The sequence below is a fragment of the Salmonella sp. SAL03688 genome, from assembly GCF_046551895.1.
Classification (GTDB): domain Bacteria; phylum Pseudomonadota; class Gammaproteobacteria; order Enterobacterales; family Enterobacteriaceae; genus Salmonella; species Salmonella enterica.
On record NZ_JBGDVI010000012.1, the window covers coordinates 99818 to 116358 of the forward strand.

Consider the following 16541-nt stretch of genomic DNA (forward strand, 5'->3'; position numbering starts at 1 on the left):
CGAGGTTGCTCACAAAATGATCACGCTGTCCTTGTGACCGTAAAAGGCTGTAATTATACTGTACATTAATACAGTATAGTAAAGTGACGGAGGCAGCATGGATTACGAAATCAGGCAGGAACAAAAACGCAAGATAGCCGGTTTCCACATGGTCGGTCCATGGGAACACACCGTGAAGCAGGGTTTTGAACAACTGATGACGTGGGTGGATCGACAGCGGATCGTGCCAGTTGAATGGATTGCCGTCTATTACGACAATCCAGATGTCGTACCTGCAGAAAAACTCCGCTGCGATACCGTGGTGTCCGTGGCAGAGAATTTCATCCTGCCGGACAATAGCGAAGGCGTAATCGTGACCGCCATTGAAGGCGGCGAATATGCCACTGCTGTCGCGCGAGTGGAAGACCGTGACTTTGCGAAGCCGTGGGAACGGTTTTTTGACGTCCTGGAGCAGGATAGCGCTTATCAGATAGCCTCTGCGCCCTGTTTTGAAACCTATCTGAATAACGGCATGGAAGATGGATACTGGGATATTGAAATGTATATTCCGGTACAGCGGAAGTGATCGACTGGTTTCCTGGCTGAAAAGAGCGGACGGATAATGTGTTCCGTCCGCCAGTGCGCTATTTTTGCTATAAAGTAGGTACAATGCATTTTTTGCCATTCCCGTAAGGAGCGCAAGCGTGCGTGCCGATAAGTCATTAAGCCCTTTTGAAATACGGTTGTACCGTCATTATCGCATCGTGCATGGCATACGTATCGCCCTGGCGTTCATTCTTACCTTTCTGCTGGTTCGTTTGTTTTCTATTCCCGAGGGCACATGGCCGCTCATCACGTTAGTGGTGATTATGGGGCCCATCTCATTCTGGGGAAATGTAGTGCCTCGTGCTTTTGAGCGCATAGGCGGTACGATCCTGGGCGCGGCGTTAGGGCTGGTGGCGCTACGCCTGGAGCTCTTTTCCTTACCGCTGATGCTGGTGTGGTGTGCGATAGCGATGTTTTTGTGCGGCTGGCTGGCCTTAGGGAAAAAACCGTATCAGGCGCTACTGATAGGCATAACGCTCGCCGTTGTTGTCGGCGCTCCCGCTGGTGATATGAATACGGCATTATGGCGTGGCGGGGATGTGATTTTGGGGTCGCTACTGGCAATGTTGTTTACCGGCATCTGGCCCCAGCGCGCCTTTTTGCACTGGCGCATCCAACTGGCTCATTGCGTCACGGCGTATAATCGGGTGTATCAGGCAGCGCTGTCGCCGAATTTGCTGGAGCGCCCCCGGTTGGATAAACATTTGCAACGGTTGCTGAACGATGTCGTCAAAATGCGCGGGCTGATAACGCCTGCCAGTAAAGAAACCCGGATACAAAAATCTATTTTCGAGACCATTCAGACCATCAACCGCAACCTGGTTTGTATGCTTGAATTACAAATCAATGCCCACTGGGCGACGCGCGCCAGCCATTTTGTGATGCTTAACGCGCACACATTGCGTGAAACCCAGCAGATGACGCAGCAAACCTTGCTAACGATCGCCCACGCGTTGTTTGAAGGCAACCCGCAGCCGGTACTGGCAAACACCGGTAAACTGAATGATATTGCTGCCGAGTTGCGGCAGCTAATGAACGAGCAGCAGGGCGACGCGGTGGCTGAAACCCCCATCCACGGCTATGTTTGGCTAAGTATGGAAACGGCCCGACAGTTGGAACTGCTTTCACACTTGATCTGCCGGGCTTTGCGCAAATAAAAAGCAGATGGGGCGAATGAATTTGTTGCTGCTTCGATTCAGCAAAGATTAAGAGTATGATACTAATATAAGGATAAAATGAGTGCTACTGGCAACGATTTTATCCCCGAACCTTCAGGTTTCCCCAGACGGCGACGTAACGGTGTTTCCTCTGGCGGCTTGAAGTATGACGGGGATAAACGTAATGTTTATCCACTAGCAGTTGCTTAACGAATCCGAATCTCACATTATCAGGGGTGTAAAAATGGAAACAACCAAGCCTTCTTTCCAGGACGTGCTGGAGTTTGTTCGTCTGTTCCGTCGTAAAAATAAACTGCAGCGTGAAATTCAGGACATTGAGAAGAAGATCCGTGACAACCAGAAGCGTGTGCTGCTGCTGGACAACCTGAGCGACTACATCAAGCCAGGTATGAGCGTTGAGGCGATTCAGGGTATCATCGCCAGTATGAAAAGCGACTATGAAGATCGCGTTGATGACTACATCATTAAAAATGCCGAAATCTCCAAAGAGCGTCGCGACATTTCCAAAAAGCTGAAAGCGATGGGCGAAATGAAACACGCCGATGTAAAAGCCGAATAATGCGCTACGGCAGTGGGAGCGTATATCAGGCTCTCACTGCAGTTTGACCCCGCCTGTGACCATCTTGAGTAAATGTTGTTTTGGCCAGTGTCGGGTAAGTTTTTTCTCTGCCAGCTTACCTTTCAGGCGCGCAATGTCATGACGTTTCCGGTCCAGCATCAGACCCACCACGCTACCGCTATGCGCCACGTTCAATCCGTATAAATCATACTCTTCGACCAGCGACAGCAGGGCGGTAAAGCCCGGCTTAGGTAACAGCGTCTGGCTGGCGATAGCGCTAAGCGTAGCCGCCTCACCCAGTCGGAGCGGATTTTGCGTTATACAGGCTTCCTGCACCAGATTCCAGGCCTGCTGCAAGGTTGCTGAACTTGCTATTAATTTCTGCTGGCGAGGGAGACGGTGGTAATCTTGCGTGCGCAGTGTGACCGGACCTTCCAGTACCAGCAAATCGATTGGCGGCGGTGGCTCGCAGGCGATTTGCGTGGCCGCATTATTATGATCAAACAGCGTTAACTGATGAAAAACGGTGCTATCGGTGGGTTCGATTGAGACGCAAAGCTGTGCAAGGGTGGTTTCATCCAGCGAATGGCCAAGATGATGCGCCGTTGCCACCGCCGTAGCGGCAATATCTGCGGTGCTGCTGGCCATGCCTTTGGCAACGGGAATTGACGAACGCACATCGACGCGAATCTCGTTACTCCAGTGCGCAGGATACTGCCAGTGCGCCAGAACGCGCTCCACCATCGCCCGCGACAATGGGCGTTCGTTTACCAACGGCGGCGCAGCCGTGACTGCTACGGTGCTGTACCAGTCAACGGGGCAGGAGACCAGTTTCTCACTGCCCAGAATCCATCCCTGGATAAGTTCCCCGCATGAGGCGGGGCATTGCGCAACAGCCACGTTATCACCTTTCAGGTACGAATAGTGTGCGCGCATAGTGTCATGGTAAAAGCATTATTACCATGACTTGCCGCAATGCGTCGTTTAACCCTCTCAGGCTGGTACACAAAGCCCTTCCGTGGCCGGTAGCGCAATGCGCATAACGTCTTGTGCGATCATTAACTCTTCGTTGGTGTTGATGACGGCGACTTTCACCAGGGCGTTCTCCGTCTGGATAAATGTCGCATTACGCTGATTTTTCTCTTCATCAACGGCTAAGCCCAAAAATTGCAAATTATGGCAAACCGCCGATCTGGCGCGCGCTGAGTTCTCGCCAATGCCCCCAGTGAATACCAGCGCATCCAGTCCTCCCATTTGCATAATATAGCTGCCAATGGTGGCGCGAATGCGTTCGGCAAACAGAGTGAGAGCGAGTTTAGCCTGCCGGTTACCGGTATTGGCTGCCTGTTCGACATCGCGGTAATCAGACGACACGCCAGAAACGCCCAGCAAGCCTGACTCATTATTTAATAACTGATTCAACTGTTGCGGCGTTTTGCTTTCGCGCTGGGCTATCCACGGCAGAATAGAGGGATCAATATCTCCGCTACGGGTGCCCATCATCACGCCTGACTGCGGCGTAAAGCCCATCGACGTATTGACCGAACGCCCGTTCTTGATGGCGCAGATGCTGCTACCGTTTCCAAGATGACAACAAATCACCCGTAATGCGCTGAGTGGTACGCCCAGCTTTTCCGCCAGAACGCCGCTGACATACTTATGGCTGGTGCCATGAAAGCCATAACGGCGAATCCCCAGTTCCGCGTAATAATGCCAGGGAAGCGGGTAAATATAGGCGGGTTCATCCAGCGTCTGGTGAAATGCCGTATCAAACACGGCTACGGAAGGGGCATCAGGCAACAGTTGACGAAAAACGTGAATACCCAACGCGTTTACCGGGTTGTGAAGCGGGGCCAGTTCAGCAAGACGTTCGATTTGCGCTAACGTTTCATCCGTGACCAGCGTCGAGTCTTTAAAAAATTCACCGCCGTGCGCCACACGATGGCCCACCCCGTCAATGTCCCGCAGACTGTTAATGATTTGATAACCCAGCAGCTTTTCCAGAAGCAGCGTTACCGCATCGCGATGATCGGCAACGGGGACGGTTTCCAGCCATTTTTGGCTGTGCGTCTTAATTGTCACCTGCGCATCCGCCATACCGATACGCTCAATCAGCCCCTGACAGAGCATGTCGCCCTGCGGCATCTCCAGCAGCTGGAATTTTAACGATGAGCTGCCGGCGTTAATGGCCATTATTTTGTAAGACATAAAGGTTCCTTCGAATTCAGAAAATCCAGCACGGCGTCGAGACCCGAATTATTCAACGCGCTGGTAATAAAAATCTGCCGGGCGCCAGCCTGCGTAAGCCATTCCGCAACCAGCGAAATACGCTGCGGCTCGGCGAGATTGGCCTTGGTGACCAGGCCAATCGTCGGGCGGTTCATCGGGGCGGTAAACCCCGGAGAAAAGGGCGACCACTGGGCGTCGGCGTTCAGCACCAGGGCGATAACGTCGGCCTCGCAGGCGCTGGTTAGCAGGGCGCTATACAGGCAGCGGTTCTCCAGGTACTCGCCCGGCGTGTCGATGGCCATCGGCGACCATTCAATCGCCTGGGTTTTCTTATAATGGAGCGCTTCGCCGCGCAGGCTTTGGGTTAGCGAGGTTTTCCCGCACTGGCTGGGGCCGATAAACATCAAACGCTTCATGACGTTACGTCCGGGTGATCGAGCAGGTGGTGAACTGCATCATTTCGCCCAGCGTGCGCGTTACCTGCTTGAGGGCATATTCCACAGCAGAAACGTCGCCGGTCAGCACCACCGCGCCGGTAAAGCGGTCAAGAAACCCAATCTCCACCGCGCCGGATTTGGTGGCGATATCGCAGGCGATAATCGACGCTTCGCTCGGCGTGATGGTAAGGATGCCAATGGCGGACACTGCATCCGGCAGGCCCAGCTTCTTAAAGAGATCTTTCCCTGGATTAGCAATCAGGTGCGCGAGAGTGACCTGTTTCCCCGGCACGTATTCCTGAATCATGCGATCCGTTGTCGGTTGTCTTTCCATTATCCCTCCACCATCTGTCGCCACATGGCTTCATGCGGGCGCGGGATCACCGAGCGGTAAACCAGCAACCCTTTCTCGCCCGCGCTTTCGCTGGCAACCGTCACGGCGTTATTGACGTCAGAAACGTCGCCCGCCACCACCATGTAGCATTTACCGCCGATGCCGAAGGCCATATGCACCCGCACCAGGGTGACGTTTGAGCCTTTTACCGCCCGGTCTGCGGCGCTAATGCAGGCCGCTACGCTCCAGGTTTCGACGATACCTACCGCCTGGCGCTTATCGACGCTGTTCAGGCCGCTGATGGCCGGAAGTACGCTGGGATGAATATTGGCCAGCACCAGGCTGTCGACGAGCATCTCGCCGGCCTGCGACGTACCGGTTTCAATGGCCTGCTGGATAGCGCCGATATCGCCGCCCAGCATCAGTAAAAACTTACCTGGGCAGATGGTCTTACTGACCAGCAGATTAACGTTGGCGCTTTTCAGCATGGCATCACCAAGCTCCATGCCTTTGGCGATGCTGGTGAGTTCTAAAATTCCTATAGCCTGAGACATGGTTAACCTCTTACAACCGTGATGGCCTGTTCGCTGATGGCCGATACAACGCCGTCGATGCTGGCGTGAATCGGCGCACCTAATGCACCTGCCGGGACATCGGCAACGCATTGCCCGCGCGTCACGCGCTCGCCGACGGCAACAGTCGGTACTGCGCTGGCACCAATATGCTGGCGCAGCTGCAAAGTGACTTTTTCTACTGACGGCTCTTCTTCAACCAGCGGTGCTTCCTGGTACCAGGGGCTTAGTCCCAGTTTGGCGATCAGCCGCTTCACCGGCACCAGGCGATATTTCGCCATTTCGTCGGACGGATTCAGCGGCCCTTTGTAGCGCTGGTTTTGCGCCCGCAGCTCGCGTTTTAACATGCGGTTGATGCGCATCGGCGAGATCCCCACCGGGCAGGCCACGCTTTCACAAACGTTGCATTCCGAGCAGGTAAGGGCGCTCAGCAGCAGCGGCGGCGTGGCGGCCTGGTGAAAGTTCACCGCCCGCACCAGCAGGTGCGGAGAGAGTTCGTGGCCGATCAGGTGTCGCGGACAGAGATCGGTACACAGTCGGCACTGTTCGCAGACGGTGCGCGCCACGGAAAGCACCGTGCGCTCGTCCTGCATTCTCCGCTGGATAAGCGGATGGCTTTTTGGGAGCACCAGCAGGCCGCCGGTAGTTTTCGTCACCGGGTTATCAAGAGAGGTAATCAGGCCACCCATCATCGGGCCGCCGTTAATAAAACCAGGGTCGTCGACCGTTGCGTCGCCCGCCAGCGCCAGCACTTCATGCAGTGACATGCCGATAGGAACGGTAACGGTCAACGGTCTGGCGACCGCGCCGTTCACGGTCAACGTGCGACGAGTGACCGGAAACTGCTGCTCGACCGCCCGGGCAATATTCAGCACCGTTTGCACGTTATTGACGACCACGCCGACGCTGGCCGGTAGCGCAGCCGGGGCGACCCGGCGGCCGGTTGCCATCCAGATAGTCAGCACCTCATCACCCGCAGGATAAACATCCGGCAGGATATGCAGGCGGATACCGGCTGGCAGCTGCGGGGTGAGCGCGTCGATGGCCCGGCGGTATTTTTCTTTCAGGGCTATCACCCCTTCGCGCGCGCCGGTTGCCGTCATCGCGTACTGCACGCCGCGAACAAGACGCGCGGCCTGCTGCCACATCAGTTGCTGGTCAACTTTGAGCATCGGTTCACACTCGGCGGCGTTCACCAGAAAAATCTCTACCTGCGCCTGTAGTTTGACGTGAGCGGGAAAACCTGCGCCGCCCGCGCCGACAACGCCCGCTGCGCGAACGCGCTCGCGAATTTCATCAGCGCTATAAGACATTTCAACGACGTTGACGGTGGTACTCATAGCAGTTCCTCCAGCAGTTCCCGAATGGCTTCGGCATTGGCCGGGCGCGGGTTAGTGCGCAGCGTAACGTCAGCCAGCGCAGCCTGCACCATCGCCGGAATGCGTGCGGAAAAGTCGGATCTTCCTTCTTTAAGCGCAACGGCCAGTGAGGGAAGGGCACAGCGTTGCTTAAGCAGTTCGATTTGCTGAATCAGCGCATTGATCGCCGCAACGTCATTGGCTTCTGCCGGGCAAAAGCCGCAGGCTTTGGCCATCCGCGCGTAGCGTTTGGCGGCGCGCGGGTCACCCGCGTTAAAGCGGATCACCGTCGTGAGCAGCAGCGCATTGGCCAGCCCGTGCGGCAGATGGAACTGTCCGCCGAGCTGGTGAGCTATCGCGTGGTTAAGACCCAGTCCCGCCTGGCTGAATGCCATCCCGGCGAGCGTTGAGGCATTGTGCATTTTCCCGCGCGTCGCTACGCAGTCGCCTTTTTCCACCGCCGTGGGCAGATACTGGAACACCAGTTTGGCGGCCTTTTCCGCCAGCGCGTCGGTAAAGTCGCTGGCGTGCGGTGAAACCCACGCTTCCAGGGCGTGGGTCAGCACGTCCATGCCGGTGTTGGCGGTAATCTGCGGCGGTACGCTGACCACCAGCTCCGGGTCGAGGATCGCCATATCCGGATACAGCGCATTGTTGAACAGCGGATACTTGATGCCTTTATCCGGGTCGCTAATTACGCAGGCGCTGGTCACTTCCGAACCGGTGCCGCTGGTGGTCGGGATCGCCACGCAGGTTTCGATGTTGATCCCGCTCTGCTGGCTAAACCAGACAATCGCTTTCGCCGCGTCCATTGCCGAGCCGCCGCCAAAACCGATCACCACCTGCGGTTGCAGAGCCTGCATTTGCGCAATGCCCTGAACCACTGTGTGGATGGTGGGGTCCGGCGTTATCTCGCTAAAGACGCTGATGCGGTTATCTGCGGGCAGCGCGTTACGCAGGGTATCCAGCAGCGGAGAGCGAGCCAGAAAGCCATCGCAGATTATCCAGATGTGCTTATTGGTAAAGCGCTTGAGCACCGCCAGGCTGCCCTGACCGCTGTACAACCGCGTTTGTAGTGAGAAGGTATTCATCGCGACCTCGGTTAGCGAATAGAAAAGCCGTTGGTCAGTACGCAGCGCCGGGAGCGGGCAAAAGTACGCGCTGACGTGGTCCCTTCACCGGTTGGCGTGGCAATAGTAAAGGTGGTAAAGCCTTCGCCGCCGACGCCGATCCCGGCATAAGAGGGGCCGTTTTTGACGAATATCGAGGTTTGCAGGGTGCGGGCCGCGAGGTTCAGGCGCGACACGTTCTGCGAGTGCATAATGGCGGTATGATGCAGCCCCTCTTCAACCTTCAGGGCCAGCGCCAGCGCGCTATCGAAATCGCTGACTTTTACCACCGGCAGCATCGGCATCAGCTGTTCGCTGGTGACCCACGGATCGTCAGCGCTAACCAGCGCAATCAGCAGACGCGGCGCTTTTGCAGGGACAGCGATCCCGGCGGCTTCCAGCATGGCCGATGGGCTCTTGCCGACCAGTTTTTTATTCGCCTGGCCTTCAGGCAGGCAGACGGCGCGGAGTTTGTCGGTATCGGCAGGGCTTAGCAGCAGCGCGCCGAAGGTTTGCATTTGCTGCACCAGACGCTCGGCGACGCTCTCCACTACGATCAGGCTCTTCTCGGCAATGCAGGGCAGGTTATAATCGAATGACGCGCCGTTGATGATATCTTCTGCCGCTTTCACCAGGTCCGCTGTTTCATCGACGATGCAGGGCGGGTTACCCGCGCCAGCGCCAATCACCTTCTTACCGCTCTTCATGCCCATTGCCACAATGCCCGGGCCACCGGTAATAGCCAGTACCGCGATTCGCGGGTGGGCCATCATCTGCTGGGTCGCTTCGAAGGTGGGTTCAGCTACAGTCACCACCAGATTGCGGATGCCGCAGCAGCGGAAGGCAATCTCTTCAATCAGGCTAATCAGCTTCAGAGAGACCTTTTTCGCCCCCGGATGCGGGCTAAAGTAGACGCTGTTGCCCGCCGCCAGCATGCTGATGCTGTTGTTGATGATGGTTTCCGTCGGGTTGGTGCTTGGGGCGACTGAACCGATGACGCCAAACGGCGAGTATTCAAAGAGTACCATGCCGCCGTCGCCGGTCAGCGCGGTGGTGGTGAGATCTTCTACGCCCGGCGTGTTGTCCAGCGCAGCCTTGTTTTTGAGGAATTTATCTTCTTTGTTGCCCATCCCCGTTTCATTGGCACTCTCTTCCGCCAGGGTCGCCAGTAGCGGCGTCAGCTCCTGACGCATCGCGCTGATAATGGCGCTGCGGGTTTTTAGCGGGCACTGCTGATAACGTAAGAACGCCTGGTGCGCGGCATCGATGGCCTCGCTCACAGACTGGAAAATCCCTTTGCCCTGAGGCTGGGCCGGCGTTTGCGCCGGCGTGGTTAATTGCTCGCTAAGAATGGTGCGAATCAGGGTTTCGAGTTCAGAAGTATTCATTGATGAGTTCCCACGTTAATAGCCGCGATGGCGGTCTGTGCTATGTCCATGTCCTGCTCAACGCTGCCGCCGCTGATGCCAAGACCCCCAATTAATATGCCGTCGCGCCACAGGGCGTAACCGCCGCCAAAGGTGACCACTTTTCCCTGTAAATGACTTTCCAGGCCATAAAGCGCCGCGCCTGGCTGAACAACATCGCTCAGCTCATGGGTCGCCGTTTTCATTGCCACTGCGGTCCATGCCTTTTTCGGCGCCAGTTCGCTGCTGACCAGCAGGGCGTCCGGCATCCGCCAGGTCACAGTTTCCGTGCCGTGCGCGTCAACGATGCTGACGACTACCGGAACCTGCAGTTGCTGCGCGCGTTCAACGGCGGCGCGGGTGAGCTGGTGCAGATCGTGGAATGAGAGGGCCACGGGCGTTGTCTCCTTGCTGCGGGTCGGCTGGCTGGCAGCCAGATAGCGCTTGCTAACTTCACGGATGATGTTGGCCTGGTGCGCATCGCTATCTTCCGCGCGGGCCAGGGCGTACAGGCAGTCCGATAAGCGGTTGATGTAGCGCATCAGCACCTGGCGTACGTTGACTTCAGTTGCCAGTTCAACCAGACGGCGTTCGGCGCGGCGCGCCAGCGTGCGGGCAAAATGTAAGCGGCTCGCGGCTTCGCAGCGTCCGGGTAAAATAAAGCTGTGCAGCGGTTCGACGCGGGCCATTGCCCGATCGATAGCGGCTTCCAGAGCCGAAATCTCTTCGCTGCTGATGTAGCGCTGTTTGGGCGACGGCTGCTCGCTGTCGCTGGCCAGCTCTGCGCTAAACCAAAAAAGTTGCTGCTGGATGGCCTCGAGTAAGGTGCGGTGATTTTCATCCGCAGCGGCGCAGGCGCACAGGCTCAGCGCGGCGTTCAGCTCATCCAGCGTGCCGTAGGCTTCAACCCGCGGGTGGGTTTTGCTCACCCGCTGGCCGGTAAACAGTGATGTGGTGCCAGCGTCACCTGTTCGGGTATAAATCGCCATAACCGCCCCTTAACGCGAAAGCGTATCTACAATGCCGACAACGGCGAGGTCGATGGCCTCATTTGGCCCGGAAAAAACGTGCCTGGCGCTGGAGCCGCCGCTGAGCAAAACCAGTTCGCCGACGCCCGCGCCGACGGAGTCCACGGCCACTTCATCGCCGGAGGTAGGCGATGCGGGGAGTTCGCCATCGGCGCTGACCCGACGCACCAGCAGCAGCTTTTTCCCAATCAAAGAAGGTGATTTTTGCGTGGAGACAACCGCGCCCGTGACTCGTGCCAGATGCATGATTTACTCCTGCTTAATTAATTGAATATTCCGCGCATTGGCCGCGTCACGCGCCATGGCGGTCACGATGCATTTGCGGTGGACAACCACACGCCCCCGGCTTAGCAGCGCGACATCGCGATAGCTCAGCACCGAACCCGCATGCAGAACCAGCGGCAGTCCGTGCTCGTCGGTGAATACCAGCGGCAGACGAGCCAGTTTTTTTACCGGGATAACTGGCAGCAACTGGCTGTGCAGGCTGAGCTGTACGCGGATGCCAAACGCCAGCGCGTCGTGAATTTTTCGGGCTGCGGCATCGTCGGTTTCTGCATCCGCAAGCTGACCCAGCAGCGGCAGGTCGACGAGCAGGATGCGCAGCGACGCGTGCTGACAGAACAGTGCTGGACAGTCGGCATCGCGAAGTTGCGTAACGCTCAGCGTCGCCGTGCTCTGGACACGGCGCTGCAGCCGGGAGACAATCTCCTCGACAATGCGCTGCAGAGTTTCGCCGTTCATCGCGGGCCTACCAGCCGGGCAAAGGCCTGCGGGTTATCGGCACCAGCGGCGTTGGCTTCATCGGTATCAATGTGCATTTCGAGGCGCATGTCCGGTGAAACGCGAATCGCCACGTTGTTGAAAATCAGCCCGCGATCGTCGCCTTCAATCGCCACTGAAACCATATCGCCGTGGGAAACCCGCAGGATCAGCGCATCAAGCGGCGACATATGGATATGCCGCTGCGCGACGATAACCCCGGAAGGCAGCTCCAGTTCAGCAAAGGGGCTGACCAGGCGGATGCCCGGCGTCCCCTTCAGGTTGCCGGACATTCTCAGCGGCGCGGCAATCCCCAGCGTTCTCGCATCGGTACGCGAAATTTCCACCTGGCTTACCGAGCGCAGCGGGCCGAGCAGGCGCACATTTTTGAGCTGCCCTTTCGGTCCCACCAGGGTGACGGTTTGCTCCGCGGCGTATTGTCCCGGCTGCAGCAGCGCTTTTTTCTCGCTGATGGGATGGCCGGGAAACAGCCGCTCATAATCCTGTGCGGACAGGTGGATATGACGGTTTGAGACGCCCAGCGGGATAGGCCGCTGGCGCATCTCATCAAGAACTTTACTGACCGTTGATTGCAGAAGCTCTTTATCCATTACGCTTCACCTCGCTTACCGGGATGAATGCAAAGCGTGCGAGGTTCGCCCTTCTGGCGAGGACATTTTGGATCCAGACACAGGTTGCAACTGACCAGTTCTGATTCCTGCGGGGCCTCTTCTGCTGTCGCTTCAGAAACGACATCAGCTATCTCTGACTCTTCAGGCTCAGGTTCAATGACGGAGGGTGGGGGTGTCTCTGCGAGCAGGATCCCTTCTCCGGGCCTGGCGATAACCTTGTGGGCCACCAGGCCACTCCGCTGTTCGGCGAAATGCGCACCGGTGGTGATAGCCGCCTGAACGGAGGCCACATCACCGGTAATTTTAATCACCATCCAGCCTGAACCATTGGTCTTTTCGAGGGCGAGCAGCGTGATAGAAGCGGATTTCGCCATGATATCGGCGCAGCTGATAGCCAGTGCCAGACCACAAACTTCAAGTAATCCCAGTGATTGCTTCACGCGGTGCTCCTTATTTGCCATCGATTAGGCTGATTTCGGTAAAATGGCCTCAACATCGCTGTGCGGACGCGGGATAACGTGGCAGGATTTCACTTCACCCACGACGCTTGCCGCCGCGCTGCCGGCATCTACGGCTGCTTTAACCGCGCCGACATCGCCGCGAACCATGACGGTAACCAGGCCAGAACCAATTTTTTCGTAGCCCACCAGCTGTACGTTGGCGGATTTAACCATTGCATCGGCGGCTTCAATGGCGCCGACCAGCCCTTTTGTTTCAACCAGTCCCAGTGCGTTATTCATACTGCCGTTCTCCTGTGATTAAACATGGAGATCCCGGAAAGGGATCCCTTTGACCAGCCGTGCCGCGTTATTACCGGTATTACGATGGGCCTGACTGTCCTGATGATGCATCAGCGTAAAAAGCGGCGCCGATGCGGGTAAATTCTTGTAATGCACGACCAGCGAGTGTCGATCGCAGGCAATGCCGACCAGCAGCGGCGAGCTGCGCGCCGCCTGCCAGGCGCTGTCAACGACATCTCCAGCCGGGTGATGCTGAAGCAGGAAAGGGATGCCTTCCTCTTCGATACCCAGCAGCACTTCGTGCCAGAGGCTGGCGCAGTCGTTGATAACGGTAATGACGATGGCCGGGGCGCTGTGATTACTGTCCATATGCAAATTCCTTGTGCCAGGAGAGAATCAGGCCGGTGGCCACCGCGTTTCTTGGGCCTTCGCTGCCGCGAATATTTCCCCGCCCGGCGACCAGGCGGTAGTGCGCCAGCGCATCGGTAACCAGCTGCGGAACTTCGAAATCCAGCGACGAGCCGCCGACCAGCACCACGAACGGAATATCGCGAATGTTGCCGGTTGGACTGACCTGACGCAGCGCGCGCAGGGCGTTGGTGACAAAGACGCGTTCTTTAGCGCTGCGGCGAATGGCGCGCACTTTTTCCAGCGCTAAGTCGCCGGGAAGCGGCACCAGTTCGTCCGGTTTCACCACGCAGACGCGGGCGAACACCGCAGGAGGCAGCGGCGTCGGGAAGAACTGGACGCTGCCGTCCTCGTGGCGTAAGTGGAACAGGCTTTCGACCTTCGCCAGCGGGTATTTTTTGATCTCTTCCGCCAGATAGCGGTCTTCCAGCCCCAGTTCGCGGGCAATAATCATCGTGACCATGTCGCCTGCTCCGGCGAGATGGGTGGCGATGATTTCGCCTTTAGGGTTGATGATGGAGGCATCGGTGGAGCCCGCGCCGAGGTCGAGGATCGCCAGCGGTCGGGTGGTACCCGGCGTGGTCAGCGCGCCGAGAATGGCGGCTTCAGCCTCAGCGCCGCCGATCTGCACGTCGATATTAAGCTTCTGCTCAATTTCACGGGCAATCATCGCCATTTGCAGACGGTCTGATTTCACCATCGAGGCGATGCCGACGGCCTGCTCCAGCGAGAACTCCCCGGCCAGACCGCCGGTGACGCTCACCGGAACCGAGGTGTCAACGGCCAGAAGATCCTGAATGAAAATCTCGCTGCTGGGCTTATTGGTTAGCTCGGCCATGGTCTGGCGTACGTGCTCCAGCATGCCGCCGATATTGGTCCCGGCCTCGCCGGTGACGTTGTCGAGCTTGCCGCAGCCGTCCACCGCTTTCATGATAGCTTCGGCACCGGCGGCAACATCCACGCGCACGGTACGACCCTGAGCCTGCAGCTCCAGGTTACCGGCGGGTATTGCGCGCGCTTTGACGTCGCCGGATGGCGTTTTAACCACCACGGCGGAACGGTTGCCAATCAGCGCGCGCGCCATCGGGACGATGTTTTTCGTCTCATCGGCGTTGAGATTAAATACGGTGGCGATGCCGTAAGGGTTGGAGAGGGTTTCGATAACCTTTCCCGGCACGGCGACTTCAATCGCCGCCAGCATCCCCAGCGGAATGCGGTCGATGTACAGAACTTCATCGACAATCGGTAGCGATTTTTCCAGCCGGTTGCTGACCAGTACGCCATCGTCGCGCTGCAAAATGACGCCGGTAATCTGGTATCCGGCGCGCATTGAGGCGTTGATAACATTGGCGATATCGGCAAAATCAAAGGCTGACGATACCACCAGTATATAGGACGAGTCCGCCGGGCGGGTTAACAGCTCCTCCGGCGTAATCGTGATACCCACACCAAGGCCTACTCCGCCCGGCGTTTTTGGGTTATGGCCAATCATTGTCGATTCGGTGATGATGGTTTCGGTAATGGTTTCCATCGCCACATCGCCAATCACCGGCGTGGCTTCGTTAATGCGGATGAGCGAAATATCGCTGACATTGATCCCTGCGCGCTTTGCGACGAGGGCGAGCGCTTCCTGAATGCCGAACACGTTACGCAACGTGCCTTTGATCCCGGTGGTTTCCGCCAGCGCGCTGTGTGTGATTGTCAGCGCACCAGCCTCATTCAGAGTCGCCAGGGCGACTTCCGTTGATGAGTTCCCGATGTCAATGCCAGCTATATATCGCATCGTATATCCTTTTCTCGTCGTACTTCAAACTGCCTTTTTGTTGGCTGCGTTCTTTCACCCGAATCACTTACTACAGTAAGCTCATCGGGGTTATGAGGGACATCCCTGTCCCTCACTAAAGCCAGCCTATGGCTGTTCAAATTCGTTCCAGACGAATTTGTCACTCACTTGCCGCCTCAATGCATCTCGAATTACTTAGAGAAAGCTAATCGTCGCCTTTGAGTTTTTTACGCTCAACGTACAGCCCTGCCGCTTCACGAACGAAAGCTGCGCAAATCTTTGCCTGATAGCGGTTTTCGAGATCGTCGGCGATAGCGAGCAGCTCTTCTTTCGTTGAACGATACGGACGAAGGGCGTTGTAGATTTCAAGAATGCGATCGTCCGGTACCGCGGTCAGTTCGGCGGCGCGTTCGAAGTTCATCGCCAGCCGGTCGCGGCCCGCATCTTTGGCGATAGACGCCTGTAAGCGCAGGGTTTCCGGGGTAATACGCATATCCTGAGCGGTGACTTTATTGCTCAGCACGTTTTCCAGCGTAAAGTCGTCCAGCGTTTTATTGGTGGCGGTTTTCACCCATTCCGGGTGTTTGTTCGCCAGCGGGTAGTCGCTGACCTTTGCGCTGCGGGACGTACCGCCTGCCGCCGAAGCCGCGGCTGGCGCATCGCCCTGCAGGCTGTTCATGCGGCTCAATACGTCCCGAACCATCGATTCAATTGCGTCGGTATTCATGGAGTTATCCTTTATCAAAGCGCCACGCGCAGTTCCTGCGGGTTTTTGCCCGTCACGACGTACTTGGTCTCTTTAATGTGCAAAATGGCCGACTTTGCCTGGTACTTCGGACGTGCCATCTGGTCATTCAGCGTAGGGACCGGCTGCGGTGATTCGCGTTTCGCATAACGGGCGGCGTTTTTACCAATCTGACGGTAGGTTTCCAGCGTCAGCAGCGGTGCCTGCGGGAACAGCTCCAGGTTGGAGAGCGGCGGTAGCCCCTGCTGGTGGATAACCGTAGTACCTTTCGACTGGATGCCGATGGAGATGCCGGATCCGCTCAGGCGGTTACCTTCAACGGCGACGAACGCCACGTCGGAAGATTTAAAGCAGCGAATCACGCGCGCCTTGATGCCTTCTTCTTCAATACCGGCAATGACTTCGCGCAGAATGCTCTTATGCGGTAAGCCCACGATATTGACGGTTTGCGCCAAGCCAAATGCCGGGCCGACGGCGATAATGACTTCGTCCTGCTGAGTGCCCTGGCGCGCTTCGCCCACTTCGGTCAGAAAGCCGTCGCCCGCAGGCGCAGCGGTCTGTGGTGCTGTGGATGCCGCAGGCGCATTAAACGAGACGGGTTTATCGCTGCCCTTCATATCGCGGAGCACGTCTTCAATTATCTGGCGCAGCAATTTTTCATTAATTTCCATTTCTCACC

At 57.1% G+C, this 16541-nt stretch carries 21 protein-coding genes; 3 read left to right on the forward strand and 18 right to left on the reverse strand.

Annotated elements, in window-relative coordinates:
* Window positions 1–97 precede the first annotated feature (97 nt).
* The 3 genes from sbmC to ACLJR2_RS13945 all read left to right on the forward strand — a co-directional run bounded on the left by sbmC (window position 98) and on the right by ACLJR2_RS13945 (window position 2322).
* Window positions 98–565 (forward strand): DNA gyrase inhibitor SbmC, encoded by a 468-nt coding sequence (gene sbmC, locus ACLJR2_RS13935; protein WP_000384326.1) that lies wholly within the window; start codon window positions 98–100, stop codon window positions 563–565.
* Window positions 566–683: 118 nt separating this feature from the next.
* Window positions 684–1742, forward strand: coding sequence for an FUSC family protein (locus tag ACLJR2_RS13940; RefSeq protein ID WP_001200859.1), 1059 nt, complete (start codon window positions 684–686; stop codon window positions 1740–1742).
* Window positions 1743–1986: 244 nt separating this feature from the next.
* A complete protein-coding gene (locus ACLJR2_RS13945; RefSeq protein WP_000450405.1) occupies window positions 1987–2322 on the forward strand; it encodes a DUF496 family protein in 336 nt (111 codons plus the stop codon).
* Between the two features lie 33 nt (window positions 2323–2355).
* Here the strand turns inward: ACLJR2_RS13945 and pduX are convergent, their stop codons facing one another.
* From pduX to pduD, 18 genes are all read right to left on the reverse strand, one after another.
* On the reverse strand, window positions 2356–3222 hold the full coding sequence (gene pduX, locus ACLJR2_RS13950) for an L-threonine kinase PduX (RefSeq protein WP_015632997.1): 867 nt from the start codon (window positions 3220–3222) through the stop codon (window positions 2356–2358).
* 93 nt (window positions 3223–3315) lie between these two features.
* A complete protein-coding gene (gene pduW, locus ACLJR2_RS13955) occupies window positions 3316–4530 on the reverse strand; it encodes a propanediol utilization propionate kinase PduW (protein ID WP_001533725.1) in 1215 nt (404 codons plus the stop codon).
* Window positions 4515–4967: a propanediol utilization protein PduV gene (pduV, locus tag ACLJR2_RS13960; RefSeq protein WP_000826279.1), complete on the reverse strand. Its 453-nt coding sequence runs from the start codon at window positions 4965–4967 to the stop codon at window positions 4515–4517. The genes pduW and pduV overlap by 16 nt, the downstream gene beginning before the upstream one ends.
* A 4-nt stretch (window positions 4968–4971) precedes the next feature.
* Window positions 4972–5322, reverse strand: a complete 351-nt coding sequence (pduU, locus tag ACLJR2_RS13965) for a propanediol utilization microcompartment protein PduU (protein WP_000441100.1) — start codon at window positions 5320–5322, stop codon at window positions 4972–4974.
* Window positions 5322–5876 carry a propanediol utilization microcompartment protein PduT gene (gene pduT, locus ACLJR2_RS13970; protein WP_000075777.1) on the reverse strand — a complete coding sequence of 185 codons (555 nt, stop codon included), beginning with the start codon at window positions 5874–5876 and terminating at the stop codon, window positions 5322–5324. Before pduT ends, pduU begins: the two co-directional genes overlap by 1 nt.
* Before the next feature lie 2 nt (window positions 5877–5878).
* Window positions 5879–7234, reverse strand: a complete 1356-nt coding sequence (gene pduS / locus ACLJR2_RS13975) for a cobalamin reductase PduS (protein WP_000108590.1) — start codon at window positions 7232–7234, stop codon at window positions 5879–5881.
* Window positions 7231–8343: a 1-propanol dehydrogenase PduQ gene (gene pduQ / locus ACLJR2_RS13980; protein ID WP_001091455.1), complete on the reverse strand. Its 1113-nt coding sequence runs from the start codon at window positions 8341–8343 to the stop codon at window positions 7231–7233. Before pduQ ends, pduS begins: the two co-directional genes overlap by 4 nt.
* Window positions 8344–8354: 11 nt before the next feature.
* Complete coding sequence (gene pduP / locus ACLJR2_RS13985) at window positions 8355–9749, reverse strand: CoA-acylating propionaldehyde dehydrogenase PduP (RefSeq protein WP_001097678.1); 1395 nt, start codon at window positions 9747–9749, stop codon at window positions 8355–8357.
* Window positions 9746–10756 carry a two-domain cob(I)yrinic acid a,c-diamide adenosyltransferase PduO gene (gene pduO / locus ACLJR2_RS13990; protein WP_001029486.1) on the reverse strand — a complete coding sequence of 337 codons (1011 nt, stop codon included), beginning with the start codon at window positions 10754–10756 and terminating at the stop codon, window positions 9746–9748. Before pduO ends, pduP begins: the two co-directional genes overlap by 4 nt.
* A 9-nt stretch (window positions 10757–10765) precedes the next feature.
* Complete coding sequence (pduN, locus tag ACLJR2_RS13995) at window positions 10766–11041, reverse strand: propanediol utilization microcompartment protein PduN (protein ID WP_000549825.1); 276 nt, start codon at window positions 11039–11041, stop codon at window positions 10766–10768.
* 3 nt (window positions 11042–11044) lie between these two features.
* Complete coding sequence (pduM, locus tag ACLJR2_RS14000; RefSeq protein WP_001012975.1) at window positions 11045–11536, reverse strand: propanediol utilization microcompartment protein PduM; 492 nt, start codon at window positions 11534–11536, stop codon at window positions 11045–11047.
* Window positions 11533–12165 (reverse strand): phosphate propanoyltransferase, encoded by a 633-nt coding sequence (locus tag ACLJR2_RS14005; protein WP_000356733.1) that lies wholly within the window; start codon window positions 12163–12165, stop codon window positions 11533–11535. The genes pduM and ACLJR2_RS14005 overlap by 4 nt, the downstream gene beginning before the upstream one ends.
* Window positions 12165–12647: a propanediol utilization microcompartment protein PduK gene (gene pduK, locus ACLJR2_RS14010; RefSeq protein WP_001284389.1), complete on the reverse strand. Its 483-nt coding sequence runs from the start codon at window positions 12645–12647 to the stop codon at window positions 12165–12167. Before pduK ends, ACLJR2_RS14005 begins: the two co-directional genes overlap by 1 nt.
* Window positions 12648–12650: 3 nt before the next feature.
* On the reverse strand, window positions 12651–12926 hold the full coding sequence (pduJ, locus tag ACLJR2_RS14015) for a propanediol utilization microcompartment protein PduJ (protein ID WP_001057755.1): 276 nt from the start codon (window positions 12924–12926) through the stop codon (window positions 12651–12653).
* A gap of 18 nt (window positions 12927–12944) precedes the next feature.
* Window positions 12945–13295 carry a propanediol dehydratase reactivase beta subunit PduH gene (gene pduH, locus ACLJR2_RS14020; protein ID WP_000377966.1) on the reverse strand — a complete coding sequence of 117 codons (351 nt, stop codon included), beginning with the start codon at window positions 13293–13295 and terminating at the stop codon, window positions 12945–12947.
* On the reverse strand, window positions 13285–15117 hold the full coding sequence (pduG, locus tag ACLJR2_RS14025; protein WP_001268899.1) for a propanediol dehydratase reactivase alpha subunit PduG: 1833 nt from the start codon (window positions 15115–15117) through the stop codon (window positions 13285–13287). The genes pduH and pduG overlap by 11 nt, the downstream gene beginning before the upstream one ends.
* A 205-nt stretch (window positions 15118–15322) precedes the next feature.
* Window positions 15323–15844 (reverse strand): propanediol dehydratase small subunit PduE, encoded by a 522-nt coding sequence (gene pduE, locus ACLJR2_RS14030; protein WP_001090602.1) that lies wholly within the window; start codon window positions 15842–15844, stop codon window positions 15323–15325.
* Between the two features lie 14 nt (window positions 15845–15858).
* Window positions 15859–16533 (reverse strand): propanediol dehydratase medium subunit PduD, encoded by a 675-nt coding sequence (gene pduD / locus ACLJR2_RS14035; RefSeq protein WP_000405048.1) that lies wholly within the window; start codon window positions 16531–16533, stop codon window positions 15859–15861.
* Window positions 16534–16541: the final 8 nt, after the last annotated feature.

Bases quoted from the DNA above. Each gene is read 5' to 3' on its own strand.
- pduE (WP_001090602.1), bottom strand. From the start codon at position 15,844: ATGAATACCGACGCAATTGAATCGATGGTTCGGGACGTATTGAGCCGC.
- pduS (WP_000108590.1), bottom strand. From the start codon at position 7,234: ATGAGTACCACCGTCAACGTCGTTGAAATGTCTTATAGCGCTGATGAA.
- pduN (WP_000549825.1), bottom strand. From the start codon at position 11,041: ATGCATCTGGCACGAGTCACGGGCGCGGTTGTCTCCACGCAAAAATCA.
- ACLJR2_RS13945 (WP_000450405.1), top strand. From the start codon at position 1,987: ATGGAAACAACCAAGCCTTCTTTCCAGGACGTGCTGGAGTTTGTTCGT.
- ACLJR2_RS14005 (WP_000356733.1), bottom strand. From the start codon at position 12,165: ATGGATAAAGAGCTTCTGCAATCAACGGTCAGTAAAGTTCTTGATGAG.
- pduK (WP_001284389.1), bottom strand. From the start codon at position 12,647: ATGGCAAATAAGGAGCACCGCGTGAAGCAATCACTGGGATTACTTGAA.
- sbmC (WP_000384326.1), top strand. From the start codon at position 98: ATGGATTACGAAATCAGGCAGGAACAAAAACGCAAGATAGCCGGTTTC.
- pduQ (WP_001091455.1), bottom strand. From the start codon at position 8,343: ATGAATACCTTCTCACTACAAACGCGGTTGTACAGCGGTCAGGGCAGC.
- pduD (WP_000405048.1), bottom strand. From the start codon at position 16,533: ATGGAAATTAATGAAAAATTGCTGCGCCAGATAATTGAAGACGTGCTC.
- pduO (WP_001029486.1), bottom strand. From the start codon at position 10,756: ATGGCGATTTATACCCGAACAGGTGACGCTGGCACCACATCACTGTTT.
- pduG (WP_001268899.1), bottom strand. From the start codon at position 15,117: ATGCGATATATAGCTGGCATTGACATCGGGAACTCATCAACGGAAGTC.
- pduV (WP_000826279.1), bottom strand. From the start codon at position 4,967: ATGAAGCGTTTGATGTTTATCGGCCCCAGCCAGTGCGGGAAAACCTCG.
- pduJ (WP_001057755.1), bottom strand. From the start codon at position 12,926: ATGAATAACGCACTGGGACTGGTTGAAACAAAAGGGCTGGTCGGCGCC.
- pduH (WP_000377966.1), bottom strand. From the start codon at position 13,295: ATGGACAGTAATCACAGCGCCCCGGCCATCGTCATTACCGTTATCAAC.
- pduT (WP_000075777.1), bottom strand. From the start codon at position 5,876: ATGTCTCAGGCTATAGGAATTTTAGAACTCACCAGCATCGCCAAAGGC.
- pduU (WP_000441100.1), bottom strand. From the start codon at position 5,322: ATGGAAAGACAACCGACAACGGATCGCATGATTCAGGAATACGTGCCG.
- pduM (WP_001012975.1), bottom strand. From the start codon at position 11,536: ATGAACGGCGAAACTCTGCAGCGCATTGTCGAGGAGATTGTCTCCCGG.
- pduW (WP_001533725.1), bottom strand. From the start codon at position 4,530: ATGTCTTACAAAATAATGGCCATTAACGCCGGCAGCTCATCGTTAAAA.
- pduP (WP_001097678.1), bottom strand. From the start codon at position 9,749: ATGAATACTTCTGAACTCGAAACCCTGATTCGCACCATTCTTAGCGAG.